Annotated in this window: 24 protein-coding genes and 7 pseudogenes; 13 read left to right on the forward strand and 18 right to left on the reverse strand. The window is 38.3% G+C overall.

All coding sequences use genetic code 11. From position 1 onward, the window contains the following. The first annotated feature begins 115 nt into the window (after positions 1-115). Positions 116-1,165: an NAD(P)-dependent alcohol dehydrogenase gene (locus ACQE26_RS01565; protein ID WP_060963481.1), complete on the forward strand. Its 1,050-nt coding sequence runs from the start codon at positions 116-118 to the stop codon at positions 1,163-1,165. Positions 1,166-1,219: 54 nt separating this feature from the next. Here the strand turns inward: ACQE26_RS01565 and ACQE26_RS01570 are convergent, their stop codons facing one another. The 4 genes from ACQE26_RS01570 to ACQE26_RS01585 all read right to left on the reverse strand — a co-directional run bounded on the left by ACQE26_RS01570 (position 1,220) and on the right by ACQE26_RS01585 (position 4,376). Further along, positions 1,220-2,182 (reverse strand): arsenic resistance protein, encoded by a 963-nt coding sequence (locus ACQE26_RS01570; RefSeq protein ID WP_045926966.1) that lies wholly within the window; start codon positions 2,180-2,182, stop codon positions 1,220-1,222. 136 nt (positions 2,183-2,318) lie between these two features. Beyond that, entirely contained in the window at positions 2,319-2,702 is a 384-nt protein-coding gene (locus ACQE26_RS01575; RefSeq protein ID WP_500470475.1) for a YdeH family membrane protein, read from the reverse strand. 271 nt (positions 2,703-2,973) lie between these two features. Beyond that, entirely contained in the window at positions 2,974-3,495 is a 522-nt protein-coding gene (gene satA, locus ACQE26_RS01580; RefSeq protein ID WP_045926968.1) for a streptothricin N-acetyltransferase SatA, read from the reverse strand. Positions 3,496-3,836: 341 nt separating this feature from the next. Next, positions 3,837-4,376: a cupin domain-containing protein gene (locus ACQE26_RS01585; protein WP_060963486.1), complete on the reverse strand. Its 540-nt coding sequence runs from the start codon at positions 4,374-4,376 to the stop codon at positions 3,837-3,839. 453 nt (positions 4,377-4,829) lie between these two features. Between ACQE26_RS01585 and ACQE26_RS01590 the strand changes: the two genes are divergently transcribed. After that, positions 4,830-6,131 (forward strand): DedA family protein, encoded by a 1,302-nt coding sequence (locus ACQE26_RS01590; protein ID WP_500470477.1) that lies wholly within the window; start codon positions 4,830-4,832, stop codon positions 6,129-6,131. Positions 6,132-6,311: 180 nt separating this feature from the next. On the opposite strand, the gene ACQE26_RS01595 is transcribed toward ACQE26_RS01590, so the two are convergent. Further along, a complete protein-coding gene (locus tag ACQE26_RS01595) occupies positions 6,312-7,253 on the reverse strand; it encodes a cation diffusion facilitator family transporter (protein ID WP_500470478.1) in 942 nt (313 codons plus the stop codon). A gap of 220 nt (positions 7,254-7,473) precedes the next feature. Here ACQE26_RS01595 and ACQE26_RS01600 point away from each other — a divergent pair, with 220 nt between their 5' ends. After that, positions 7,474-7,896, forward strand: a complete 423-nt coding sequence (locus ACQE26_RS01600; protein ID WP_500470479.1) for a VOC family protein — start codon at positions 7,474-7,476, stop codon at positions 7,894-7,896. A 178-nt stretch (positions 7,897-8,074) separates the two neighbouring features. Here the strand turns inward: ACQE26_RS01600 and ACQE26_RS01605 are convergent, their stop codons facing one another. From ACQE26_RS01605 to ACQE26_RS01620, 4 genes and pseudogenes are all read right to left on the reverse strand, one after another. After that, positions 8,075-9,421, reverse strand: coding sequence for an FAD-binding oxidoreductase (locus ACQE26_RS01605; RefSeq protein WP_500470480.1), 1,347 nt, complete (start codon positions 9,419-9,421; stop codon positions 8,075-8,077). 343 nt (positions 9,422-9,764) lie between these two features. After that, positions 9,765-10,076 carry a hypothetical protein gene (locus tag ACQE26_RS01610; protein WP_500470481.1) on the reverse strand — a complete coding sequence of 104 codons (312 nt, stop codon included), beginning with the start codon at positions 10,074-10,076 and terminating at the stop codon, positions 9,765-9,767. Between the two features lie 264 nt (positions 10,077-10,340). After that, entirely contained in the window at positions 10,341-10,526 is a 186-nt protein-coding gene (locus ACQE26_RS01615; RefSeq protein WP_438421266.1) for a hypothetical protein, read from the reverse strand. Between the two features lie 177 nt (positions 10,527-10,703). After that, positions 10,704-10,883: pseudogene (locus ACQE26_RS01620) on the reverse strand (DinB family protein); the annotation flags it as partial. Positions 10,884-11,069: 186 nt separating this feature from the next. On the opposite strand from ACQE26_RS01620, the gene cotR reads away from it, so the two are divergent. Continuing rightward, positions 11,070-12,032, forward strand: coding sequence for a sporulation hydrolase CotR (cotR, locus tag ACQE26_RS01625; RefSeq protein ID WP_016937134.1), 963 nt, complete (start codon positions 11,070-11,072; stop codon positions 12,030-12,032). A 63-nt stretch (positions 12,033-12,095) separates the two neighbouring features. Here the strand turns inward: cotR and ACQE26_RS01630 are convergent. Together ACQE26_RS01630 and ACQE26_RS01635 are read right to left on the reverse strand one after the other, a co-directional pair. After that, positions 12,096-13,357 (reverse strand): annotated as a pseudogene (locus ACQE26_RS01630) (MFS transporter). Between the two features lie 22 nt (positions 13,358-13,379). Continuing rightward, positions 13,380-14,285 carry a bifunctional helix-turn-helix transcriptional regulator/GNAT family N-acetyltransferase gene (locus tag ACQE26_RS01635; RefSeq protein WP_500470483.1) on the reverse strand — a complete coding sequence of 302 codons (906 nt, stop codon included), beginning with the start codon at positions 14,283-14,285 and terminating at the stop codon, positions 13,380-13,382. A 301-nt stretch (positions 14,286-14,586) separates the two neighbouring features. On the opposite strand from ACQE26_RS01635, the gene ACQE26_RS01640 reads away from it, so the two are divergent. Together ACQE26_RS01640 and ACQE26_RS01645 are read left to right on the forward strand one after the other, a co-directional pair. Further along, on the forward strand, positions 14,587-14,904 hold the full coding sequence (locus ACQE26_RS01640; RefSeq protein ID WP_015416893.1) for a PadR family transcriptional regulator: 318 nt from the start codon (positions 14,587-14,589) through the stop codon (positions 14,902-14,904). Then, entirely contained in the window at positions 14,891-15,460 is a 570-nt protein-coding gene (locus tag ACQE26_RS01645) for a DUF2812 domain-containing protein (protein WP_500470484.1), read from the forward strand. Before ACQE26_RS01640 ends, ACQE26_RS01645 begins: the two co-directional genes overlap by 14 nt. A 349-nt stretch (positions 15,461-15,809) precedes the next feature. Here ACQE26_RS01645 and ACQE26_RS01650 read toward each other — a convergent pair whose 3' ends face one another. Beyond that, positions 15,810-16,193 (reverse strand): aminotransferase-like domain-containing protein, encoded by a 384-nt coding sequence (locus ACQE26_RS01650; protein WP_438421263.1) that lies wholly within the window; start codon positions 16,191-16,193, stop codon positions 15,810-15,812. A gap of 98 nt (positions 16,194-16,291) precedes the next feature. Here ACQE26_RS01650 and ACQE26_RS01655 point away from each other — a divergent pair, with 98 nt between their 5' ends. The 3 genes and pseudogenes from ACQE26_RS01655 to ACQE26_RS01665 form a co-directional block, all read left to right on the forward strand. Further along, positions 16,292-16,408 carry a hypothetical protein gene (locus tag ACQE26_RS01655; RefSeq protein WP_500471438.1) on the forward strand — a complete coding sequence of 39 codons (117 nt, stop codon included), beginning with the start codon at positions 16,292-16,294 and terminating at the stop codon, positions 16,406-16,408. Between the two features lie 23 nt (positions 16,409-16,431). Continuing rightward, a pseudogene (locus tag ACQE26_RS01660) lies at positions 16,432-17,087 on the forward strand (pyridoxal phosphate-dependent aminotransferase). Between the two features lie 273 nt (positions 17,088-17,360). Next, a pseudogene (locus ACQE26_RS01665) lies at positions 17,361-17,552 on the forward strand (tyrosine-type recombinase/integrase); the annotation flags it as partial. Between the two features lie 513 nt (positions 17,553-18,065). On the opposite strand, the gene ACQE26_RS01670 reads toward ACQE26_RS01665, so the two are convergent. From ACQE26_RS01670 to ACQE26_RS01680, 3 genes and pseudogenes are all read right to left on the reverse strand, one after another. Further along, the gene (locus ACQE26_RS01670; protein ID WP_438421262.1) at positions 18,066-19,469 is read right to left on the reverse strand and encodes an MFS transporter; all 1,404 of its coding nucleotides are present in this window, start codon (positions 19,467-19,469) and stop codon (positions 18,066-18,068) included. A gap of 35 nt (positions 19,470-19,504) precedes the next feature. After that, positions 19,505-19,874 (reverse strand): annotated as a pseudogene (locus ACQE26_RS01675) (BCCT family transporter); the annotation flags it as partial. Positions 19,875-20,328: 454 nt separating this feature from the next. After that, positions 20,329-21,099, reverse strand: coding sequence for a TSUP family transporter (locus ACQE26_RS01680; RefSeq protein ID WP_016937142.1), 771 nt, complete (start codon positions 21,097-21,099; stop codon positions 20,329-20,331). A 683-nt stretch (positions 21,100-21,782) separates the two neighbouring features. On the opposite strand from ACQE26_RS01680, the pseudogene ACQE26_RS01685 reads away from it, so the two are divergent. Continuing rightward, positions 21,783-21,860: pseudogene (locus ACQE26_RS01685) on the forward strand (hypothetical protein); the annotation flags it as partial. Between the two features lie 54 nt (positions 21,861-21,914). On the opposite strand, the gene ACQE26_RS01690 reads toward ACQE26_RS01685, so the two are convergent. After that, positions 21,915-22,616, reverse strand: a complete 702-nt coding sequence (locus tag ACQE26_RS01690; protein ID WP_500470485.1) for an MFS transporter — start codon at positions 22,614-22,616, stop codon at positions 21,915-21,917. A gap of 91 nt (positions 22,617-22,707) precedes the next feature. Between ACQE26_RS01690 and ACQE26_RS01695 the strand changes: the two genes are divergently transcribed. Further along, on the forward strand, positions 22,708-23,169 hold the full coding sequence (locus tag ACQE26_RS01695) for a CarD family transcriptional regulator (protein ID WP_438421261.1): 462 nt from the start codon (positions 22,708-22,710) through the stop codon (positions 23,167-23,169). Between the two features lie 634 nt (positions 23,170-23,803). Here ACQE26_RS01695 and cspC read toward each other — a convergent pair. Beyond that, complete coding sequence (cspC, locus tag ACQE26_RS01700; protein WP_003156143.1) at positions 23,804-24,007, reverse strand: cold shock protein CspC; 204 nt, start codon at positions 24,005-24,007, stop codon at positions 23,804-23,806. Between the two features lie 599 nt (positions 24,008-24,606). On the opposite strand from cspC, the pseudogene ACQE26_RS01705 reads away from it, so the two are divergent. Further along, a pseudogene (locus ACQE26_RS01705) lies at positions 24,607-24,734 on the forward strand (fatty acid desaturase); the annotation flags it as partial. A 160-nt stretch (positions 24,735-24,894) separates the two neighbouring features. Here ACQE26_RS01705 and ACQE26_RS01710 read toward each other — a convergent pair. Then, complete coding sequence (locus tag ACQE26_RS01710; RefSeq protein WP_489201697.1) at positions 24,895-25,533, reverse strand: NAD(P)-dependent oxidoreductase; 639 nt, start codon at positions 25,531-25,533, stop codon at positions 24,895-24,897. Between the two features lie 192 nt (positions 25,534-25,725). Between ACQE26_RS01710 and ACQE26_RS01715 the strand changes: the two genes are divergently transcribed. Beyond that, positions 25,726-26,169, forward strand: a complete 444-nt coding sequence (locus ACQE26_RS01715; protein WP_060963509.1) for an Rrf2 family transcriptional regulator — start codon at positions 25,726-25,728, stop codon at positions 26,167-26,169. Positions 26,170-26,253: the final 84 nt, after the last annotated feature.

Below are 26,253 nucleotides of genomic sequence, written 5' to 3' on the forward strand. Positions count from 1 at the left end.
TAGAATATCATTTCATAAAAAAATAAACCAAACCCCTTGACTTAAAGTCCGCTTTAACATTTAAAGTAAAACCGAACAGAGGATTCATCACTTTATCTTGGAAAGGAAGATAACCATGTGCAATAATCATCCGACTCGTGTATTAAGCGCTCCGCATGCAAAAGCTAAATTTGAGCGGACAACGATTGAGAGAAGAGCATTACGGCCGCACGATATCCTGATTGATATTAAGTACAGCGGGATTTGTCACTCAGACATCCACAGCGCATTCGATGAATGGGGCGGCGGAATCTTTCCGATGGTTCCCGGGCATGAAATTGCCGGAGTTGTGGAAGCCGTGGGTGAAGAAGTCACCACATTTGCCGTCGGCGACCGTGTGGGTGTCGGCTGTTTTGTAGACTCCTGCGGGGAATGTGAATACTGCCTTAACGGAGACGAACAATATTGCACAAAAGGCGTTGTTCAGACCTACAATAATCTGGACTACGACGGAAATCCTACGTACGGCGGCTACAGCCAGAAAATAGTTGTCACTGACAGATTCGTTGTCCGGATTCCGGATCAGCTGGATTTGGATGCTGCCAGCCCGCTATTGTGCGCGGGCATTACCACGTATTCTCCGCTGAAACACTGGAATGCCGGTCCCGGCAAAAAAGTGGCGATTGTCGGAATGGGAGGGCTCGGACACTTAGCCGTTCAATTCGCGCACGCTTTAGGCGCAGAGGTCACTGTCCTCAGCCGCTCAATGAACAAAAAAGACGAAGCCCTTGAATTTGGAGCCGATCATTACTTCGCGACAAGCGATCCGGATACATTCACTGAGCTGGCCGGACATTTTGATATCATTTTAAATACGGTATCCGCGAACCTTGATGTAGATGCCTACTTATCCCTGCTTCGCATTGACGGTACATTAGTAAATGTAGGAGCGCCTGCTAATCCGGACTCATACAGTGTGTTCTCCTTAATCACGGGCCGCCGCAGCATTGCGGGTTCACTCGTCGGCGGTATTCCGCAGACTCAGGAAATGCTTGATTTCGCCGCCGAGCACGGCATTGCTCCTAAAATTGAAGTGATTCCGGCCAATCAAGTCGACGAAGCGTACGAACGGGTTCTCCGAAGCGATGTCCGCTACCGTTTCGTCATTGATATTTCAACTTTATAATCATAAAAAAACATACCAATATCCCTTGGTATGTTTTTTCAGTTCAGATTTTTTTTATTTCAGCAGCCATTTGGGCACCGCTTTTATATAAATCAATTCGCCTATCAGTTCAACAATCGTCTGTGTGACGATTACAGCGGCGGCTAATGAGGCCCAAGCATCCGGCAAGGCCAGCGCTAACGGAAGGACTGCGAGAGAATTTCTTGTGCCCGTGCTGAAGATCAATGCTCTTCCTTCGCCTGTATCCAGACGGAACGCATATGCGATAAACCGGGAAACAAACGGCATAATGAGCAGGAATAACAGATAAATCGGAATTACACGTATAATGACCTCAAAATCACTGTATACCTTGCCGATTTGTGTGGCAACGACCGCCAGCAATACGAGAGCCATAAAAGGAACAGGCAGCCACGCCGTCCACTCTAACATCTTTTCTCCAGCCGGCTTCTTATCAGCCCACAATTGTGTCATCACTGCCGCCAGCAGCGGTCCCGCTATTAAACATAAGAATGCTTCCAGAAACGGCCCGGCATGAACAGCCCCTATGACTTCTTTCCCGATAAACAGCCACAAGTATAACGGAAGCAATACCATCTGAACGACGAACAAAACCGGCGTGGAAGCCAGTATTAATTTCTCATTTCCTTTCCCGAGCTGAGTAAAGACGATGACGTAATCAATGCAAGGTGTAAGCAATACTAAACAAACGCCTAATAATATAGGAGGAGATTGAGGAAAAATGGCGGTCAACCCCCATACAACAACAGGCACAGCTAAGAAATTACCGATCAGTAAAGCCGCCATAAACTTGAGGTTCGAGATCGCTTCCCTCAGCTTCAAGAATGGGATTTGGGCAAACATGGCATACATGAGAACAGCGATTAGCGGTGATATCGTCCAGCCCCAGCTGAGTCCTGAATCCTTCCCGGCGATCCCCGCTATTCCGCCGATCACAAGAAACACACCATATATCCAAATTTGCTGATTTTCTAATGTCTCTCTGGTTATTTTCATTGGCTGACACCTCTTCTCCGCCCATTATACCTTCTTTTCTGAAGCTCTTGCATTAAGGTCCTGCCGGAATTAAAAAACACCAAGGGTCTGTGACACTTGGTGTTTTTGGAACGCGAGTTATTGTTGTCAAAACCGCTTATGAAAGTTTACTTGTGTTCTCTGTCCTGCCAACGAATAAGGTGACCGCAACACTGGCTGAACTGACCAAAGTTCCCAGGACAGCAGCAAGAATTGTCAAAAAGCCATTGGGAATCAGAAATCCAATCGGAATGAGCCCCGCAAACGTGAGGACGATAAAACATTGATAGACTCCGGATATGATTCTCACAACCAAACTGCCAAAAAAGGACATGACGAATGGAGGAATGAACAAACATAAGATGATTCCGAGTGAGATCAATAAAATCATAGGCTCGTCAAAAGAAATGACACGATCGCCGGGAGACTCTTCAGCAGCCGCGAATACAGCAAATACAGACATTATCAGCGTAAGAAAAACAAGAAAAAACCTTTTCAGCAACGTTATGACTCCTTTTTTATATAAAATAAAACAAGATAAAGTTGAACCGTCAGCTTTGTTCGGAATTTTTGTATTGCTTCGTATCCGTCACTTTCCTGCGTTCTCTTCTGTAAATACCCGCCTAATATAAGCTCTTAGGACAATCCCCACTTTTTTACAGTTTCCGCATAATTGTCCCCAAGCATCATCTATATCAATATCAAATTAGGAAATTGAATCACCGATATTCCCCTAAATGTTATACACTCAGCGTTTTGCTTTTTCCAAGCAGTTAAAATTGATAATACCAAAAAATCGCGATCTCATTTGCCGTTGAAAAGTTGGAATAAAGCATAGTATCAACTGCGCCTATTACAAAGCCGTGTTTAGCATAAAAATGACAAGCTGATACATTAATATCTTGTGTTTCAAGCATGAGACCGCAAAAATCATTCTCCTTTGCCCATTCAATCCCTTTATTTAATAATGCCGTTCCAATCCCATTGTTTCGATAGTCCTTTGCAACCGCAATGTCCTCTATCAGCGCATATCCATTCCAATTAGAACGTATCTTAATCCGGCCGATGCAGTTATTTTCATCATAATAAAAAAAGACTGCTTTCCCCTCTTCTTCAACATAACTGACGTCAATTTCGTCATCTTCATATTTCTTAACATAAGGCTTAGAAAATCGTTCCTCAGTATATGTCCAAACATTGTTTTCAAGTGCGGGTATAATTCTCCCGAAAACAACCAGAGGTTCATTTGGTTTATTGAAGTCTTTCATATGAAACGAAGTCATTTTAATGATCATCTCAATCTCCTTCTCAACGAGATATTACATTTCATCATTTCCATTATATGTTACTTCGCAAATAAATCAATAACATGTGCAAAATGAACGTAGAAGTAAAAAAGAGGGTCTCTTTCTTTGCTGAAAAGCCTAATCAAGAAGGCCATATTTGGAATCGTGCCGTGGTATTTCGGAGAATTTGAGGCCGTTAAACCGATTCATTGCCCGCAGCGATCAAAGACCGTTAAAATAAATCCAACAAAAAATAAGGCCGATTCATATTAAATCGGCCTTATTTACCGTACTCTTGGGCAGCCAGAATGGCATAATCCCAGTTTGTCAAACCTCCGCAGCATACTATGCTAACCTTCCGCAGCCTCTGCATCTGCCTTAGTCACATGAACCGTACCAAATGGATGGTTGGGAGGCGCATAAATTGAATATAGTTTTAACGGCGTATTACCCGTATTAATCACATTGTGCCAAGTGCCGGCAGGTACAACAATGGCAAAGTCATCATAGACATTTCTTTGGAAAGTTAAATTTTCCTTGCTCCTGCCCATTTTAACGATTCCCCGGCCTTGCTCAATCCGTAAGAATTGATCTACGTGGGGGTGGATTTCCAAACCGATATCTTCCCCAATGCCAATACTCATCAAAGTAATTTGAAAATGTTTTCCTGTCCATAAGGCAGTACGGAACGTATGATTTTGTTTTGCGGCTTTATTGATATTCACAACTAATGGTTTTGATCCGTAATCTTTTAGGAGAAGATTTCTATCTTCGGGTGAAGATCGCAACCCCATGTCATTTGGATAAGCCCAATAAACAGATCTTCCGTCGTTATACATCGGTACATTCACATAATAATAACATTGATGCGAAAAAGGTATATAATACATTTTTCATCCCCGCAATTTTGAATTTTTATGATGTTATCCTATGCTTTTACAGTGAGAATGTGCCACGCTAAGGAATTTCCCCCTTATCATGAGTACGACTGAGAAAACTTGAACTTCCGCAGGTCACTCACTCATTGTCCCTCAATGATACTGTTCTCTGTTCCAAAAACCGGCTATATGTTGATACGTAATGAGAAGAGGGCGATAAAAATTCGAAGCAATTCATAAACCCGTCAGCTTTACATTAAAAGTTAAAGCTTAAAAAATCGCTTTTAGTAAGCATCGCAATTGCTTGGACTGATGTTATATTTTTTTCAGAATCGGGCATCCTTACTCTATACAATAAACTTGTTCCTATTAAAAACTTACAGTTTCTGAAAATGCTAAACTCACTAAAAAAATAATGATACATTGCGGATCAAGTAACGGTGTTAGACGAATCCGGAGGCGTTTATGTCACATTTAATCACATTATTTGAACAACATAGTTATTTGATTTTATTTTTAGGTATTATTTTAGAGCTTTTAGCTATTCCGATTTCAGCTGAATTGATCATGAGCTATGCAGGGTATTTCGTTTATCAAGGGAAAATGAATTATGTTTTAGCACTGTTAACGGCTTTTATTTCCACGGGCGCAGGAATAACAATTACGTACTGGATTGGCCGACTCGGAGGATATAGATTAATCGAGAGGTATGGAAAGTATGTTCACTTAGGGCCCGAAAGGTATCAAAAAACAGCGGCTTGGTTTCAACGGTCAGGAAGTAAATTACTTGTGTTTGCTTATTTCATTCCCGGGGTCAGGCATTTTGCCGGTTATGTATCAGGAAGTTCCAGAATGTCATTCCAGACATTTATTATTCCTGCTTACATTGGGGCCATTTTGTGGGGAAGCTGTTTTATTACTTTAGGGAAATTATTGGGGCCTAAATGGGAAACCTTACATCAGGCAGCAAGCAAATATTTAATCATTTTTCTTCTTGTTCTGGCTGTTTTGTTAACGGGATATCTTCTTTTTAGATTTTATAAAATCCAGATTAAAAACTTTTTTATCCAATGGCTGACGAGGTTAACAAATCGATTCAGAACGATAAGAGCCACTGAAATATTCCTTACTTGCCTCACGTCAGTTTTAATTGGATTTGTGATCCTGATGTTTGGCTTAGCTCAGGATTATCTTGCAAATGACGTTGCCCAGTTTAATCAAATTGCGGAATATATCGTTTATACTGCCTTTTATATGGACTGGATGAAAGAATTATTCATTTTTCAACAACCGGCTGCCCTTGCCGGCCTCATCATTTTAACCCTATTAGTCATTTGGTTCAAGAATCAGAATAGGCTGCTGGAGTATCTATTATTGTCGGTTTCCATACTCGGGGGAGCCCCTTTTCGTGAATTTATTATGGAGGCCTTCTCTATCCTTCGAACGATTGGTTTTAAGGGGAAATTTCATTCTGCCGATTTTCCGGATCTGAATGCCGCTATGATGATGATCATTTATGGAACTTGCATATTTTTGCTTGTTCGTCATTCAAACACACATTATGTGACCGTTGCGGCTCCTTTATTTGGATTACTGTTATTAATAGGTCTCGCGATTGTAAATATGAAATGGACAAGCGTTCTTCCAAGCGACATAGTGGGCGGATATGTATATGGCGGAGTTTGGATGTTTTTTAACTTCTTGTTGTTTGAACTATTTCGGCTTGTAATCGAAAGGATTAAAGGAGAAAGGCTGAACAAAAAGTGAAAGCAAACATTTTATATGAACCATATGTAAACAATCGAAAAGCTCCTTTAACAAGGAGCTTTTCTATGTGCGTGAGCTAAACAATTCTCTGTAAATTTTCTTACCAAGCGTATACATCCCGGAAAGCTTTGGAGCATCAGGAGGCTTTCATCCATCTCTGCATTCAAATCAGATAAAAATTTAATGATGATGGTGGCCGTCCGTCTGCTCAATTTTTGCCTGACAAAGGATTGCATTGTCGTGATTATGCGCTGCTGTTTCCATTTGAATCGTTACATGCGTAATGCCTTTATGCTCAAGCTCATGTTCAATTTTGCGTAAAATATGTTCGCTTTCTGAAATGGTCAGCTGATCGTCAACAACAGCGTGGCAGGAAAGAGCATTCAACCCGCTTGTGATAGACCATATATGTAAATCATGAATATGCTGAATGCCCTCTGTCTCTTCAATCGTATGGATGATGTCAGTCACGTCAATATTTTCCGGAGTTCCTTCCATTAATACGTGAATGGAATCTTTCGTCACATGGTAACCGCTTCTTAAAACAAGAACAGCTACAATGACACTGGCCAATGGGTCTGCCCAGCCCCACCCGAAGAAGATGATAAGCACCGCAGCCAGAATGGCACCTACAGAGCCGAGCATATCACTTATTACATGTAAATAAGCTCCCCTTATGTTCAGGTTATTCTTTGTATCTCCGCCGTTCAGCATAATCCAAGCGACCAATATATTCACAGCTAACCCGATGATACTAATGATAAGCATGCCCGTTGTTGCCACTTCTGGCGGATGAGAGAAACGTTTGATTGCTTCATAAATGATATAAAGGGAAATCAATATTAAGGCAACACCGTTTATCACAGCTGCGAGAATCTCAAATCGTTTATAGCCGAATGTCTTATGATGACTTGCCTTTTTTTCGGCCAATTTAAAAGCAATCAGAGCAACCATTAATGAGATTGAGTCACTCAGCATATGACCGGCATCTGACAAAAGCGCTAAACTATTGGTTACAAATCCGCCTATCGCTTCTATTATCATATAACCTGTAATCACGATAAAAGAGATCAATAAAACCTTCTTATTGGACCCGCCGGCGTGATTGTGATTATGACCCATAAAAAATCTCCTCCTTATCTCATACACTGCATTTATTATTTCTTTTCTGTTATGAAGCATTCTAACATGGATACAAAAATAATCATATATGATTATGTGCTCATATATGAATATATAGGTTCTTTACTGAAATGTCAAAATCTTTTTCTATATGATGCTGCAGCGCAATAATGAAACTTGATATCATTGTCTTATCATCAGCTTGGGAGGTTATATGTTTATGAAACCGCGGGTTACAGTCATCACTTTAGGCGTAGATCATCTGGAACGATCACTTCGCTTCTATCGGGACGGCCTCGGACTGCCTACTGAGGGAATAGTCGGAAAAGAGATTGAACATGGCGCCGTCGCCTTTTTTGACTTACAAACAGGACTGAAACTGACCATTTGGAATCGTAAAGACATCGCACATGAGACAAACGTTGCTTTAACTGCACCAAGCCCGGCAGAATTTACATTAGGACATAATGTTACGAGTAAAGCTGAAGTCGATAAAGTCATGGAACAGGCAAAACAGGCAGGAGCAACGATAACTGATCCCGCTCATGATACTTTTTGGGGCGGATACTCCGGTCACTTCCAAGACCCCGATGGGCACCTATGGGAAATCGTTTGGAATCCGCATTGGGATATAACTGAATAACGGAATGTTCATCAGTGAAAAACGGATAGGCCAGAGCAGTGTTTTTTCTGCAAGACCATTCTTGACACATCACTGACGGCAGGGCTAAAAATAAAAACACACCTGAATGTTCTGGTGTGTTCCAACTGGATGAGGTTCAGCACTAAGCGTTTTTATTTTGTGTAACAAAACGAATAAACTATTGATTGGATGGCGGTATGCTTTGCGGAAAACGAAATACATTTTCGGGATCGTATTTCGCCTTTATTTTTCGAAGCCTTGCAAAGTTTGAGCCATAATATGCTTTCCCAAAATTTTCAATATTCTGATCCGGAACATTGACGTATGAACCAGTTACATATGGTTTCATCAGCTGACGCACTCTTTCAACTGATGCAAGGTTCGAGGCTTCTTGTGATTTATTTTCCCAACTGGCATTCCATTCCGTATAAAACAGCGGCCGGCGCCAAAAGAAGGCTGTTTCGCTGCTGGGAACTCTGCTTATCGCACCGCCCCAATTGATAAAAAAGAAATTTGTTTCTGTTCCGGTGGCTTTTTCTAAAAATTGTCTCATCACTGAAATAGGTTTTTCCGGCCAAAGATTTAGCGCCCATGCCGAGGAGAATTTAACACTCTGATCAGATCTTCCCGGAATCGGTTCATCAGGGTCCAGGAAATCTATGCAATCCGGATAGTATAATGTTTTGATAATTGTTCGTGTCGGGGTTCCGGCATTTAATAAAGGTTTTAATAATTGAATCAGCTCAGGTTTTGAACCGAGGAACAATCCTTCCGCATGGCACAAGCCATTTACTTTGCTGTAAATCTCAAGGTAGCATCCCAATCGTTCGTCTGTAAACGGCGCCCATTTTTGCCAAGCTTTAAAGACCGTCTCCAACTGCTCCCATGGCCAAATAATATTAAAGACGGTTGCGGTTTTAGGAGCACGGTGAACTTTGAACGTGTATTGGGTATTATATCCGAAGTTGCCTCCCCCGCCGCCTCTGGAAGCCCATAGTAAATCTTCATTGTGAGATTGATTTGCTTGAATGATCCTGCCTTTTGCATCTACCATTTTCAGTGCGAGAAGGTTATCACTTATCAGGCCGATTGATCGTGAAAGCACGCCAAACCCGCCGCCCATCGTAATTCCTCCGATTCCCACTGTCGGACTGTCTCCAAACGGAGCCATAAAACCATCCCGGGCCAATCCTTTCACAAGCGGGCCAACATGAATGCCGGTTTGAACGGTTGCAATCGCGTTTTTTTCATCTAATAAAACTTTATTCATGTCACTCACATCAATAACTATTCCATCACTTACGACTGAAAGGTTTCTATCCAGAGCATGGCGGCCGCTTCTGACACGCAAAGGCACATTATTCTCACGCGCCCATTTAATCGCATTACTTACATCGTATGAATTTTGTGCAAAAACAAAGACAAGCGGACAGACATCAACATAAGGGTTCCAATTCTTAACCGCCTGTGCATAGCCGGGGTCCCCTTTGAAGATGACGCGCCCTGTTAACTGTGCTGATCCCATCTGTTTCACTCCCCATAAACATTTGATTCCGATTCCAGTATATGCAGGATTTGGACAAATTCTTAGACGGATGATCTGCTGACTTAAAAATAAATAGAAATACGCGAAGATGATATAAAAACACAAAAAAGACAAGAGCGGCAGGTTGCCGAAACTCTTGTCTCTCCTATCTTTTTAATATGATTGGCGTGATATACTGACCCGGCTATGGAAGCTCATAGGAAAGTTTTTGTTTATCCTGCTATGCGCCCTTTTTGCCGCACCAGCTGAGTAATCTTCCTGTTTGATCTCCAACAAGAATCTTTTTCTTTATCGTTTTTGCAGCCTTGGGCCGGAATTTCTCCTATTTTTTCTTCTTGTGTTTACGTTTGCAATCATGTTTTTTCTCTTTCTTATGATGTTTTTTACATTTCGCTTTTGCTGCTGCTTTTGCCGCTTTTACCTTTGCTTCTGCTGCTAGTCTTTCTGCTTCTGCTGTTCTGGCTCTTGCTTCTTCCGCTCTTGCTATTGCCTCTTCCGCTCTTGCTCTCGCTTCTGCTTCTCTTGCAGCTTCTGCTCTTGCTTCGTCTTCCGCCATATCAAAATCATGGCCAAGGTCACAGGCTTCGTCGTATGGTTTTTTCTGAACGTGATTCTCACCTGGGTTATAATACATGAACGACCACTCCTTCTCATATTTTTTAATCTCTTCATACTATGTATATAAAAGACTCCAGCTTGGACTATTCATTTGGTTAACCAACACATTTCAGCCTCAATTTTCATTTATCCATACAACAGACTCTGGATGCCTGCAATAAACTTGAAAATAATAAGCTGCGAAAACCACAAAAAAACCAAGGGGCTGAACCCTTGGTTTTTTGCGAGACTGAGAGATGCTGCACGCTGCAGCCTTTTTCTGTACCGACTTTTTTGACTTTTAATTTGCTTGCTGTGTTTGTTTTACCGGTTCTTTGCTAAAAAGTCCAACAATGTTCCACAAGACAACTACTGAAGCTATTATTAAACGAGTAGTGTTAACTTCTTGGTTAGTCCATAATTTATAACCATATATTGATCCCAATGCAACTATACAAAAAATATTGAACCATTTACTCCAACGCAATTAGAAAACTCCTTATCAAATGATAAAATTTCCAAACAATGTATTATAATATTAACAAAATTTTCAATATTTAACCTTAAACCTTTCTTAATTTCGGTCTATCATTACAGGCTAGACCCAGACATCATTTTCAGCTGTTTGATCAGTTATTTCTTGCCCGGTATTCACAACACCCTAAGGATTAGCAGATTCCTCTGAAGGCTCATTCATATGTTTTAGTAACATTTGATGATAAAGAAATTCTGCTTCTAAAACATGCCTTATCATTTCCTTACACGACATGGCTTCGGAATCCGGGCGCCAGTCCATTCTTTCCTTAGGGATAGCTGTCCACAACTTGATGCTTCGCCGTCTCACTTATTTTTAAACCATTCTCCTTCTTCCCGGAAAAACCTCTTCAATTAAAGAAGATATTCTTTCCCATCCCGCTGGATTGATAAATCAAACAATTTTTAAGATCAAGAGATATCCATTCATCCATACAATAGACTCTGGTTGAACATATACTGAATGATAGTTTTCATTAGAAAGGAGACATCAGCTTTGGCAAAATATCGGATCATGACCTTTGATGGGGGAGGTACGTTAGGTGCTTTAAGTTTACAGCTATTGAACAGATTGGTTAAACAAAATCCCACTTTAATAAGCCGAACCCACGTGTTTTCAGGAAATTCAATCGGTTCATTCACTGCCCTTGCATTAGCCAGCGGAAGATCGCCGCATGAGACATTCCGCTATTTTAAGGAAAAAATCCTGCCCGCATTCAGCGTTTCCCGGCCGGGCGGACCTGTTTTCAATCAACAATTACCATATTCCGGTTTTATTAAAGCGGTACGAAATTTTTTCCCGGCAGATCTTCGCCTCAAAGATTTAAGAAAGCGAATTGTTGTCCCTTCATTCAAATTATACTCTCCAAAACTGGATCGTTGGACTCCTGTATTATTTCACAACTTTCCCGGCTCTCCCTATTTAAATGAGAAAGTGAGTGATGTCATACTGCGGAGCAGCGGTGCCCCTGCGACGCAACGCGCCTATCAAAACTATGTGGACGGATATGTAGTAGCAACGAACCCCAGTACAGCCAGTATCGCGTTTGCAGTTGGTAAAGCCAACGTGCCATTGGATCAAATTGCGGTATTGTCCATCGGAACAGGTGAAGCCCCGACCCGTTTAAGAAGAGATACGAGGGGATGGGGAATGGTAAGTGCAGATAACATACGTCCCGAAAATCTGAAGAACCTTCCGCCAAATTGGGGAGTCCTTTTGGACAGGTCGCCTAATGAACCTTTACTGCCATTTCTTCAGATAATTGCTGGCGGAAATGGTTACTATGAATCCATGGTCAGTGCGAATCTTCTGGGAGATCGTTTTTTCCGATTAGATCCGCGGATTCCGAACTTCTCCAAAACGGACCCTGCCGTCGTTCCCGCTGTCATTGAAATTGCGAACAAAACCAACTTACAGCCTGCGATTGAATTTATAGAGAAAAACTGGAACAACAAATAAGAACAGACAAAATACCAAGGGTGGAAAAACCCTTGGTATTTTTAGATACGGCCCGAGGACTGATTAATATGAAGCTGAATCGGTCTCCGGCTTTTGCTCTTTTTTTATTTTCACCGTTTCAGGCAGTAAGAAAGTCAATATTGCCGCTCCCAACAAAATAATCATTGAGAAATAAAACGAAAGATCATAGTTACCCATTTCACTATAAAGAAAACCCGGTACATAAGCGCCCAGCGCCGATCCTATCTGATGGCTCAGGAATAACCAGCCTAAAATAAAACCAACTGAATATTGCTTAAAATATTGCGTGGCTAACATTTGGGCAGGAGCTACAGTTGCAAAATCAACCAGCCCAAACAGAATTGCAAAAATAAGTAATATAACCGGATGATGACTGTATAACAGGATGCAAATTGATAATGCGCGGATGACATATAAAAGAATAAGCATCTTTTTACTGCTCCAGCGGTCTGCCGCAATTCCTGAAATGATTATCCCCAAAATATTAAATCCCGCCAACACACTAACTGCAGCACTGGTTACACTTGTTGAAAACCCATGGTCATGAGAAAAAGGAATAAGGTGAGTATCCATCAGGCCTGTAGTTGTAAAACCGCATATCGCAAAGGGTAATATTAAAAACCAGAATTGTTTCTTGCAAAATACTTCCCAAACAGAAATGCCGGTCGTATGCTGCCCACTTCCAGCTTCTTCTTTCATAAAGCCGCCCATAGGAGATAACCCCATCTCGCCGGGATGATTCCGTAAAAATAACAGGATGACAGGAAACACAATAACCATTAAAAGCAGACCCAAAATCACTACAGTTAACTTCCAGTCAAACCATTGAATCAAAATGAGAGAGCCGGGAACAAGAAGCATCTGACCAGCGCCAACCCCGCCTCCATAATTCCAAAAGCAAGCCCGCGTTTTTCATTAAACCAATTTGTAACCACAACTGTTGCGGCTACATTAGATGCCCCTCCAACACCGACGGAGATAACAACTCCTTAAAGGATAAATAATTGCCATGGATGATTCACAAAAGAAGTTAAAATAAAGCTAAGCCCGACCAAGAAAGTGCTGACTGACAAAATCATTTTGGGGCCTAGTTTATCAACCAGCCTCCCTATTATGGGCTGAGATAGGCCATATATGATAAAACTCAGAGTAGAAATAAGTGAGATTGTTCCTCTGTTCATAGAAAAATCTTTTTCCCACGGTTCAACAAAAGCTCCAAATGAAAGACGTGCCCCTTGAACCGCTAATAAGGTTAAAAAACTCACAAAAACAATGATCCATGCGTAGTGATATTTTATTCGCATCCTATCCCCCCCTCACTTTTATTTATAATTCCAAATCCCAGCGCTCTTCTATTAAATTTGATCCCCATAAAGGTTTCTCTTCATGAATTTCTGTTATTTCAAATCCGGTTTTTTTATACAATGGCCGGGCTGTTGACATGTCTTTTACCGTCCAAAGAAATATGCGCTCGTATCCATTTTCTTTACAATATTGAACAAGTTCCTTCATCAGACGGCTGCCGACACCTTTTCTTTGAAAAGACGGATCGACTAAAAACCATCTTAACTGTCCTGTTTTTTCACCGTCATTCACTAAGCCGATACAACCCGCAAATGTATTCCCGCTTTCCGCCACCCATATTTTTTCAATATCAGCTTTAAACGTATCGCGAAGATAAGATAAGAATGTGTCATCCCACCCATGGGATTTGGCATAAAATAATCGCTGTTTTTCAATTATGTTTTTGACATCCTCTGAAGTATAATAGTCTCTTATTGAAATCGGAGATTCTTTATCATAAAAAGAATGCTGCAAAATGTGTTGAATGGTTTCCATTGAATCTACAAGTTTTTCTTGTTCCTCTTTGTCTATGCATTCAAGGATATATTCAACTTGCTGATTGGCTTTTTTCTCCAGACTTTTATAAAGACTTTTCCCTGACTCGGTGGCATAAAGGAAATGATTACGTCCGTCTTCTTTGCATTTTTGCTTATATATGAATCCTTCCTCTTCGAATTTTCTGATAATTCTGCTTACATATCCTCTGTCCAGGTCTAATCTTTCTTGAATGATTTTTGCTGTACAATCGGGCGTATTATAAATTTCGTATAAAATCCTGGTTTCTGTTAAAGAGAATGGACTGTCATAAATGTGTTCATTCAGAAAACCCAAAATATCTGTATAAAATCTATTAAATTGTCTGAATGCCAAAACACGTTTTGTTTCCAAATTAATGTACCTCCTCCAAAAGATTGACTTAAGCAACTTTTTCCATCGTAATCGAATCAGTTGCTTAAGTCAACTATATTTTTCATTTCTTCTACCTTTTTTGTAATGAGCACCTTTGATTTCTAAAAAACAAAAATCAACGGCACTGTTTCATCGGAGAACCGTTACGCACCGCCATAAATTCTTTTTTTACTTCAAGTTCCTTTTACAAATTTTGAAAAACCCATTGACTATTCAGTTGAACTGTATTACATTATTATAAAGTTGAACTATATAGTCGAACTGAATAGAGGGTGAGGATATGAAACATAAATTATTACCGCTGTCTGAAACCATGCATTACATTTTATTAGCTCTGCGTGAGCCGCTCCATGGCTATGCCGCCATGCAAAAGATAGAAAAGATGAGTAACGGTACTGTTATTTTAGCGGCCGGCACATTATACGGCGCGATTGAAAACTTGAATAAGCATGGCTGGATTGAGCCTGTCGGAGAGTCGGGCCGGAGAAAAGTCTATATGATAACTGCGGAAGGAAGCGCCATTTTGAAAATGGAACAAAACAGGTTATTGCATATTTTATCCCTGTACGAAGGAAGTGAATCGAATGAAGAAATTTAAGATGTTTTTTGATATTGAAAAAGAGGAGCAATGGCTGAACGAGCAATTACAAAAAGGCTATCGTTGTACAAATATTAGCGGATTAGGAATATACACCTTCGAAAAAACCGATAAGAGATATGTAATGCGTGTAGATTATCAAGATTATTTATCAATGAAAAAGTTCAAAGATTACAAAGGAATTTATGAAGACTTCGGCTGGAGTTATATAAATGGCCCGTGGGGGCTTGGAACTCGATATTGGCAAAAAGAAGATGATGGTCAAAATGAAATCTTCTCGGATCGCCAATCAAAGAGTAATTATTATAAAAGATTAATGAGGTTTTCATCTTGTTTTGGTTTCCTGTGCTTGTTTTATTCTTATTTGATTTACAAGGATTCAGGTTTATATTTAGCCGAAGGTCTGTGGAGTATGGAAGGCTCAATGTTTTGGAAAGCATTTTTATTTGAAACTCCATTTGCCCTTTTGAGGTCGCTTCCCGCCCTTATGGCTGTTATCTTCGGCATCAGCTTCTATAAAGCGTATCGAAAGTATTCAATGTTAAAAGAAGAATAATGCGGGGAAGTTACATTCAAAAAAGTAATGAAGGATCATGTACCTGCCACAGTCGGGCGCTTTAACGCCCTGAATTCACTGACAGATCAGACGGCTTATTTAAAACAAAAAATACCAAGGGCGTTAAAACCCTTGGTATCATTGGGATGCTAAACCTTCACAGGTACCTTTATTGTCACAAAGATACATTCTTGCAACCAGCTCTTCTATTCGTTTCATCCCGAAATGATCCTCCCCTGTTTAGGGATTTTTTTCATTCGGGGTTTTTGGAAATATATCATAGAATGTTGCATGTTAGACTGATTTTTAATTTAAATTTTCAGATAATTAGCTATTGAAGTACAGCGCTTTATATTGTTAATGCATTTGCAGACAAAGCAGCTTTCAGCCTTCGTATCCCTTCTTCTATTTCTTTCTCAGCTAAATTTCCGTAACCTAAAATAATTTTGTTTTTATGAACCCCTTTCTGGATCGTATGGCGTTCAACCGGGTAAATTTTAATTTTATGCTGATCTAACTTTTTCAGCACCTGTTCAGAAAAAATGACATTTTCAAAACTGGCTATTAAATGGAGACCTGTCGAATCCCCAAATATCTTGACCTCATCTCCAAATTCACGATTCAGACTTTGTTTTAAAGCCTCACGACGTTTCTTATACACTTTTTTCATTTTACTAATATGGTGTTCTAGATAACGATCCTCAATAAAGTTTGCAAGTGTAAGCTGCTCCAAGGAAGAGGTATGAAGATCTGTAAACCATTTTAGATTCTTACACTTCTCAACGAGAGAACCTAGTATTTAGTAATGGAACAGATGAATTAATTCGTATCATATGCAGGGCCTTTCTAGGGACAGGGACAAATGCTGTTTTATCAAGCCTTTCTTTTCCTCAATATAAAAGGAATGCAGTTATGGAAGGTGCCGATATCATGAAGTTCCACATGTAAATGGACGGCATCATATAGAAAAAATGATTGATGCGGTTGATGACAATACACGGGTTATTTGGATCTGTAATCCTAACAATCCGACAGGGGAATATGTACGCCAGCAAGAACTTATCCATTTACTAAATTCAGTTAACCAAAATGTTCTTGTAGTATGTGACGAGGCTTATTATGAATATGTTGAGGCAAGGGATTTCCCGAACTCTATTCATTTAATGAAGGATTATCCGAATCTAATCAGCACACGTACCTTTTCCAAAGCCTATGGTTTAGCAGCATTACGCATTGGTTATGGCATTGCACATAGTGAAATCATTAAACTTTTGGAAGCAGCCAGAGAAACATTCAATACATCGAGATTAGCTCAGGCAGCAGCTGCAGCAGCGGTAGAAGATCAGAATTTTATAAAAGAATGTCACCAAAAAACCGAAAAGAATTAGAGCATTTTTATAGATTTTGCTGGCGGTACGGTTTAAATTATTTTCCTTCTCAAGGAAATTTTATTTTTATCGATATAGGAAAACCGCCAGAAAAGATTACTGATCATTTATTATCTGAGGGATTTATTATTCGCTCGGGGAATAATCCAGAATTTCCGACGAGTATCAGAATTACCGTTGGCACTTCAAAACAAAATGATGATGTAATGGTGCACTTATCACAATATCTCGGGAATTAGCATTTTTTCATATTGTTGATTTAGGGTATAACAATATTTCGTATTCGGTTTCAAAAACTTGATGTTTTTGAAACCTTTTTATTTATAAACCCTGCAATGTCTCGGAAAAATCATATTGATCATATTGACTTTTAAATTGGCATTCCATCGATCGAAAAACAGGCAGTCCTCAAAAAACATTAAATGAGCGTCGCTACCTGCATTTAAACTGGCACTCGAATAAATCCACATTCAGTGAATACTTATTTATTTCAATAGAAAAATAAACCGTCATCAAAGGATATTTTCAGCTGGAACGTAAATGATCTTCGCAAAGGCAGCGATCTTACTCCTATACGTTTACATGATTTTAGACATTCATACGTTGCTCTGCTTATCACCCAAGGGGAAGATTACCTATTGATAATGGAACGTCTTGGACACGGTTCAGTTGCCTTTACAACGGACACATATTACATCTTTTGAACCTCCACCGCTTATTCACCCGCTGGGCCCTCAATAAAGTGATGATGTATTGTGAGTCGTAAAAGTGTATAATACCAGCTTTTTAATCGGGCTGGTTATTATTTTGTTGTTGAGATGTCCCTAATTGAAAAGCTGACTCCACAACAAACTCCATTTTTTCACCACTTCACCCTCTTCATATCCAAAAAACCTTTAATTGATTAGCGTACAAGTTCCCCATATAGATAAATAAAAAGCCAGCTCTCCTCCGGGAGAAGAACTGGCATAACAAGGCTTCTTGCTTCTTATTTTGCTGTATTGCTCGGACCTTTTAATTTCTCTTCGTTCTTGCGTCAATGTTTTATTATTAGGATACAACTAATTAAATAATGACGATCGAGAATAGCAACGCTGCTTTTGCAAAGCAGTAAGCCCTCCAGAATATAAAAGAGCTGCAGTCATTGCTGCTCGGAAAATCCCGGCTTATTCTAAGTCTGTATGTCGAGTAGTCGGTCAATTAAATGGATGCTTTTTTCATTCCTTTTCTGTTTGCTCCATTTTCCACCACAGTGAATCTTTTGGATTTTCAACAGCTTCTTGAAACTCAGCTTTAGAAGCAACTGTTGGGTAAGAACCTTTTAAAGATTTACCTGAAGTATCTTTAAATAAGGTTAACACAACGATTAAGCCAATTAAACTAACTGCCAATAAATAGAAGCCTGGCGCCAAATTGTTTCTTGTCACATGGGTTAACCAAGAAGCAACTAAAGGTGTTGTTCCGCCAAAAATAGAAACCGATAAGTTGAATGTCCAGGATAAAGTACGATATCTAATGTCAGTATGGAACAACGTAGGTAAAGATCCTGGCATAGTACCTTCGTATACAGATAATACAATACCTAACAATAAAAGTCCTATAAATAAGAATGTTATACTCCCCATATTAAGAAATTGGAAAGAGATAATCGAAAATACAATTCCTAATACTAATCCAATTGTTATAACTTTTTTATTTCCTATTTTATCTCCCAGTTTACCAAAAGTTAAAGCGAACGGTACCATAATAATCAATACAATTGCTGTAACCGGTGTACTTATATTATCACTTATACCAAGGTTCTCATCTAAATAAGAAGGCATATAACCTAACAATAGGTAATTGGTTATATTGAAAAACGCCACAAATACGATACATAAAAAGATATCTTTTTTATATGTTTTAATTACTTCTAATAAACCTGGTTGTTGTTCTTGGTTTTCAGAGATGTCATTTTCAAAGATTGGTGATTCATCTAAATGACTTCTCAAATACAAACCAAATAATCCGATTGGAATACTTAAGAAGAAAGGAATCCTCCATCCCCAACTATTCATTTGAACATCAGATAAAGCCCAGAAAAGTACTGTAACTAAAACAGAAGCTACGATATAACCAGATAATGTGCCGATTTCTAAACCACTGCCTAACCTTATACGTTTATTATCTGGAGAAGATTCAGCGATATATACCATTGCACCAGCGTACTCTCCACCCACAGAAAAACCTTGCAGAATACGAGCTAAGAGTAATAATATAGGGGCCCATACACCAATCTGATCATAGGTAGGAAGTACACCAATTATTAAAGTAGATAAAGCCATCATTAAAATAGTAATTGTTAATACCATTTTCCGGCCAAATTTATCACCCATTTTACCAAAAATAATTCCGCCTACCGGTCTAAGTAAAAAGGCAATTGCAAATGTAGCAAAAGTAAATATTAACTTTAATTCATCGTTTTGAACCGGACTGAAAAAGTTTTTACTAATAATAACTGCCAAATAAGAATATAAAGCAAAATCAAACCATTCCATCGCGTTTCCTATCCCTGTAGCAAACACGCTTTTCTTCGCTTTTTGAATGTCTACAACGTTAATTTTTTTCTTGTTGAACTTCATTTAATAATATCAACTCCTTAATGATCAAATCCACATGATACAAGCGGATAAACGGTCCAAGCGTGCAATCCCAGAATGTATAGCGTAATGCTTCTCTAAAAGTCTGGGGGTTTCTGTTTCACCTGATGGAGAGCTAATGGCATAGTGGCTGATTGGTTCAACTGGACCTTAAAAGACTAGACCAATATCCATATCAGCGCCAAATATCATTGTAAACCAAGAAAGAAGGATGAAATTCAGCTTTTCCGATGGTTTTCTTCACTTATTTTTGCCGATTGGACTAAAAATAATACAAAAAGCAACAAAAAGAGAAACTACCAACAGATCATACCAGCCAAAGTGGTTAGTGATATATCCTTGGGCTGTGGTTGGTATTTTCTGCAGACTATTTAGAGAAATGATTCCCCTTCATACAGCTCTATTGTGAATATTATCACAATCGAAAAAAAACTTTTATTTCTTCAAAGTATCCTAAACCTTTATTTTAGTTCTTCCATTACGTCTTCCAATATGTTTATTATGTGTTGCAGATAGATTGAGGTGATTCCTAAGTATTATTTACTGATCCTATCTTTATTACCCCGCAATCAGGTGAAACAAAACATTATAAACGTAGCATACCTTTTTAAAACCTGACAAGCCCAACAGGGTGATAAAAACCCGGCTAAAGCCAAGCTAATCAATGGATAGAAGAATTTTTTTTTGTTTTTCCCAAGGAATAACCGTCTGCGTTTAATCTAGCCAATTAAAAGGAAAAAGAGCAGGAGTCATCCTGCTCTTTCATTCAAAACTTTCATATGTATGATGAATTTCGTATACCTCGATACATTAACTTTTTTCTTTTTTCATACCGCCATCTTCAATAATGCATTATAAAATCAAAGATATTTTTTCCTATTAAGATAACAGTAACTAAAATAAATAACATTCTCACATAGGTAACACCTTTTTTAATTGCGAAGTTCGATCCCACAAGTGCTCCTAATATCATTGATATACCCATTGGTACACCATATAAAAAATTAATTTTATGAAGAAAAAGAAACATAATTAGAGCTGCAATGTTACTGCCGAAATTAAGAAATTTTGCATTTCCTGCAGATTGTAAAAAATCGAAGCCTATTATCAAAAAAGCAAATAAAATAAATGAACCCGTTCCTGCACCTAAAAATCCATCATAAAAACCAATAGCGAATATTACAAAAGAAAAAAGAATGGCTTTTTTCCAAGTCAGTTTTTTATAAGTAGATTCATTACCCCAGTTTTTCTTCAAAATAGTGTAAATAGCTACACCTACTAAAAGAATTAATATTAATGGTTTTAATAATTCAGATGAAATAAAATTGACAACTAAAGCACCCAATAAGGACCCTATAAAAACAATCGGAAACAATTTAGATACTAACTGAAAATTAACTTTTCCTGATCTTATAAAGGAAATCGTACTCGTTAATGTACCCATTGTACTGGCTAACTTATTAGTAGCGATAGCAACTGAAGGCGGGAGACCTGAAAATAACAAAGCTGGTATAGAGATTAGTCCTCCTCCTCCCACTACTGAATCAATAAAAGAAGCAAGAAATCCGAAACATACTACTATTAATAGTGTATAAAAATTAATATCCTCCACTTACAAAATCCTCCCCATAATGGTAAATAAGTATGTTAATATTCAGAATTTAACTAAAAGTATTTTACTTATCAGCTGCAAAATTCAACCTTTATCTGTATTTTAATTATATACTGGGAATTCCCTCTAGAGTTTTTTTCAAATAACTAGTTAGGATTCTTTCTGTAAGTTTTTGAGGCGTTTGACTGCAGAAGGAGTACAGTGTCCTCAAAACAAGTTTTTCATATGATGAGGAGCTTTTAAAGAGGAGCCAATCACTGCATAAGTTGGCCCCCCATTTCTTGAACTCGCTTCATATTATAAATGATTAAATCTTTTTCATTTCAATCCCCTGATGATTTAATTCCAGTATATAAAAATTTTTTATAAAATTCCACATCTTATCCATTTCCTTTAGGTGACACGTATGGATACGTTCAAAAACACACCAAAAATTCAGGTGTGTTTCAAAAAGGCACTCAAAATTGTAAATCCATATCACTTGTAATGAAGGTTTGTTGCATTGCACTTTCTAACTCCACATTCATCATTTCTATATGTTTGGATAAGTTGGGTTAATAACAATTGGTTAACAAAAACCACCCTTACTTTCCAACTTCTATTCCCATTACGTTCAATTTATTACCTATCCTTCAACAATTTTTTAGGAAGCTCATAACTTATCTATGGTAATATTTAGTTATGTCGCCGATCAATGGATTGATTTCATTGATATGAAGATCGTTTTCCTTATTAGCATCTCCGATGTGCTGGAACATGCCATCTAATCCGATTCATATTTTAGAAGAAAACGACCTTTCTTTTTTGTTTTAATCTTAAGATAAATCATCATTATCTGTTTCAAGGTGCTGGTCTTTTTTCTTTAAAGTAAGGGCTAAAATGAAAGAGACAATTGCAAAGACAATCGCTGCACGATAAGCTGTATGAACACCTTGGGTCATACTTTGTATGTTCAACACAGTTTTGTTGACTTCATTTGTATGTTGAATATAATGCTGCGAAGCCGCAGCCATAATACTTGTATAAAGAGCCGGACCGATTGCACCAGATACTTGGTTAATGGTATTAGAGATTGCTGATCCATGAGCATGCAGCTGTTTAGGAACTTGATTTATCCCAAGAGTCATCACAGGCCCTATACTCAACCCTACTCCAATTGTAAATGCTGCATAAAGAATGGCAGCTGTTGTCGTAGTCGTTTCATTTGAAATCTGAGTGAATAAACTTAAAACGATCATTAAAAGAATTAAACCACTGATGATCAGCGGTTTAAAACCAACTTTATCAAACAATCTCCCGCCAATCATCGCTGTAAGTGTCAGCGTGATCCCGCCAGGCAGCATAAGAAATCCCGTTTCTACTGGTGTCAAGCCGGCAGCTGTTTGAAAGTAAAGAGGTAAAATAAGCATCATCGAGAACTGAATCATCATACACGGACTAATCAAACTTCCTTTTTTTGGATTCTCGATGGTTCCCTTTTGTTTTGGTGTTGTTTTTTTAAAAAAAGTTATTGACAACAAAAAAATATCATGTTATTATTATAAATTTGATATCTCACTCTATATATGGTAACCTTAAGTTGAGTTACCATATATGGAGGTGGATGATATGTTTCAAATTGGCGATAACATCGTTTATCCAATGCACGGAGCAGGTATAATTGAAGCCATAGAAGAAAAAGAATTCTTAGAGGAAAAAGAACATTATTATGTCATAAAAATGTCAATCAGTCATATGACAGTTATGATTCCAACGCGTAAAATATTGAGTTTAAATATACGACCAGTTACTGATATACTTGCATTAAAACACATTATGCACATTTTTCAGCATGGAGAATCAGATAAGTTACTGCCGTGGAAACAAAGATATAAAGTAAACACAGACAAAATAAAAACGGGTAAAATCCAAGAAGGTGCTGAAGTTGTACGTGATTTAATGCGTATGAAGAAAGAAAAAGCACTTAATGCAAGCGAAAAAAAAATGTTGGATAGTGCATATGAATTTTTGATTAGTGAACTGGAAGTCATTAAAGGGATCACTGAAAATCAAATAAAAAGTTTCTGTTAAGGCTAATGTAAGATAATGTTTTGCATTCCAAAACACCCTTAAGTTTTCGGAAAATTACGATTAGACGTTTAACTTCTTCAACTTACTTTTAGAACATTAACCTCTTTTATTACTCCTGCAATCTAATCTGTTTTATTTTTAAATTTCTTCAACGAACATTTGAATTTTTACCAAAAACTCGATGGAATAGTCACTTGATTTTTGTAATCCTGATTCACACTGGCACGGACAAGGAGCCGTAAGGATGGAAGAGAGGCAGGGCTTTCATTGTTTTAGGTCTAAGTGATTATTTCCAGAAGAAAAAACAACCACTCTCCTCTTTACCTTTAAGAATTTCTTACAACTCCTTCCACAGTGAATAGCAATTGTTTATCTTCTTTTCATAATAGAGATATGCGAATTGTAACAAAGAATAACATACAGTTATATTGAGAACATAAAAACAAATCATTTATATATATTCCACATATCGTCAATCCGGTATGTTATACTGTAAACAATCCTTTGAGGTTTTAAACCTTTTTTTTACCTTGTAGCATCTGTCCCTACTCGAACGTTGAGTAGGGTTTTTTATTCAGAGAACATAAAAAAACAGGCCCTATATAAAGAGCCTGTTTGTATAAACGATTGAAGATTAAGCAGTTTTTTGAACGTTAGCAGCTTGAGCTCCACGAGCACCTTGCTCAACGTCAAACGTTACTTTTTGACCTTCGTCTAAAGATTTGAATCCGTCACTTTGGATTGCAGAAAAGTGTACGAATACATCGTCTCCATTTTCACGTTCGATAAATCCAAAACCTTTTTCTGCATTAAACCATTTAACTGTACCTTGTTCCATTTTTGTTGCCTCCTAGTGTGTTACACATTGTATTACTATCCTTGCCCAAAGTATCATCAAGACGAAAAGTCGATATTCATACTATCCTTTACACGAACAAAAATAATTCCCCTTTATCATAACACGAAACGGAAATAACTGCAAATTAATATTATGTTTCATTCATGGTGCTATTTGAAACATGTCGATACCAGTGAAAAATAAGGATGCCAATTAATAACGATGGTTTGAAAACACCGTGAAAATGGATCACGAGTGTCTTCAAAAAAGCTCAGCTGTTTCTTGTTCAAGCAAGATATTCTTTTAAAAGCAGGGCTGTTCACTGGTATAGCTTTGGTTTCTGAAGATGTTTCCAAACGATCACTCAGGTATACTGTAATGTTTGTTCTTCAAACAATCAATGTTTACGGTCTAAATAACAGCGTGGAGAGAGTTTGTCCCGATAAAGAGCCGGGTATAATCTTCATACGCTTTTTGTATCCCGGCTAAAGATTTAATCGGGATGGAGATCAGTTTTCTGACCTTCAATCATTTTACATAGGATTAGGAAAGATACTTATTATACATGGAGTATGACAGCTGGGACTTCAAAGGCAACAACACTGGCAACAAGTATTAAGTCGTTAAAGTTCCGCCTATGGGATGAAGAAGGCAAAAAATTTGTTGGTTTTAACCACTTAAAAAAACTTCTAAAAGCCATGTATCAGCTCGGCTAAGAACGGATTAAAAACACTCCCATAATCGATGATAAAGGGCAGTGTATCTTGCAGAATAAAAGTGCAGACTCGCGCAAATGCCAAATGCACTTACAACAAAAAATACCAAGGGTGTCAAAACCCTTGGTATCATTGAGATGCGGCTGAGAGCCTTTGTTTCTGCTCAATAACTTATTCAGCTTCTCCAACAACTGTAAAGCGTTCATTTATATGTTTTGGATTTTCGATTTCATCCAATACTGCAATTGCATAGTCTGCATAGCTGATATAACTTTCGCCTTTCGAATTCACAAGAAGATGATCTTTTCCTGACTGATAAAATCCAGTTCTTTTCCCGTCTGGGTCAAATACCGCTGAAGGACTGATAAATGTCCAGTTAATATCAGAAGTTTCCTTTAGCTCTTGCAAGTTACGACCTTGCCCTTTAGCTGTTGGAATAAAAATCTCCGGGAAATCAGGTGTATCCATTACACTGACAGTTTTATTTTCGTCTACATAAAGACTCCCTGCTCCGCCTACAATTACGGCTCTTGTATCCATTCCTTTTAATGCCCTAATTAATGCCCGGCCAGCATCTACATGTGCCTGTTCTTCTCCTAATGGAGCACCGAACGCATTAACTGCTACATCTAACTTTTTTAGATCATCCGATGTAAGATCAATTATATTTTTTTCAATGATTGCGATCTTTTCCTCTTTAAGTTTTGTAGCATCTCTTACAATTGCAGTTACTTCATGTCCCCTGCTTACCGCTTCTTTCAAGATAAGACTTCCAGCTTTTCCGGTTGCACCAATGATTCCAATTTTCAATTTCCAGTCCTCCTAATAATTCGAAATTTAAAATGTAACCATATTGATTACATGTAATAATTTTAGTTACAACTTATTTATTTGTCAATACTTTTATCATCTTGAAGCATATTAGAGTAAAATAAACTTGTAATACATTCGGTTACAAGTGTACTATAAAGAGTGTAAAGTAATGAGGATGGTGAAGAAATCATGTCTATTAGCAGCCGTTTTGCTGTAGGAATTCATATATTGGCTCTTATTGAAATAAATGCAGACGGAATTAGCACTTCTGAATTTTTAGCTGGGAGTGTAAATACAAATCCCGCCTTAATAAGAAAAATTATGGGGATGCTGAAAAAAGCAGGTTTAGTAAATGTACGGCCAGGTATTGCAGGAGCCGAATTAGCGAAGGATTTAACTGAGATCACCTTACTTGATGTTTATAGAGCAGTTAACGTTGTTCAAGATAAAGAATTGTTTAGTATACATGAAAATCCCAATCCTCAATGTCCTGTAGGCCGGAACATTCAAAGTACAATTGGTCCAATATTTGAAATCGCCCAATCTGCCTTGGAAAAAGCTCTTGGACATATCACAATTGAGGATGTGGTAAAGGATATTATTGAAAAGGAGAAATTGACTAATAATTGTTAAATAATTTCACAGAAAATCTTTTATCAGACTTGGGATGAGAAAAATCAATAAAACAAAAAGGGACTGGATCATATTGAATCCAGC

Source organism: Bacillus sp. 5RYD7K (assembly GCF_059831465.1).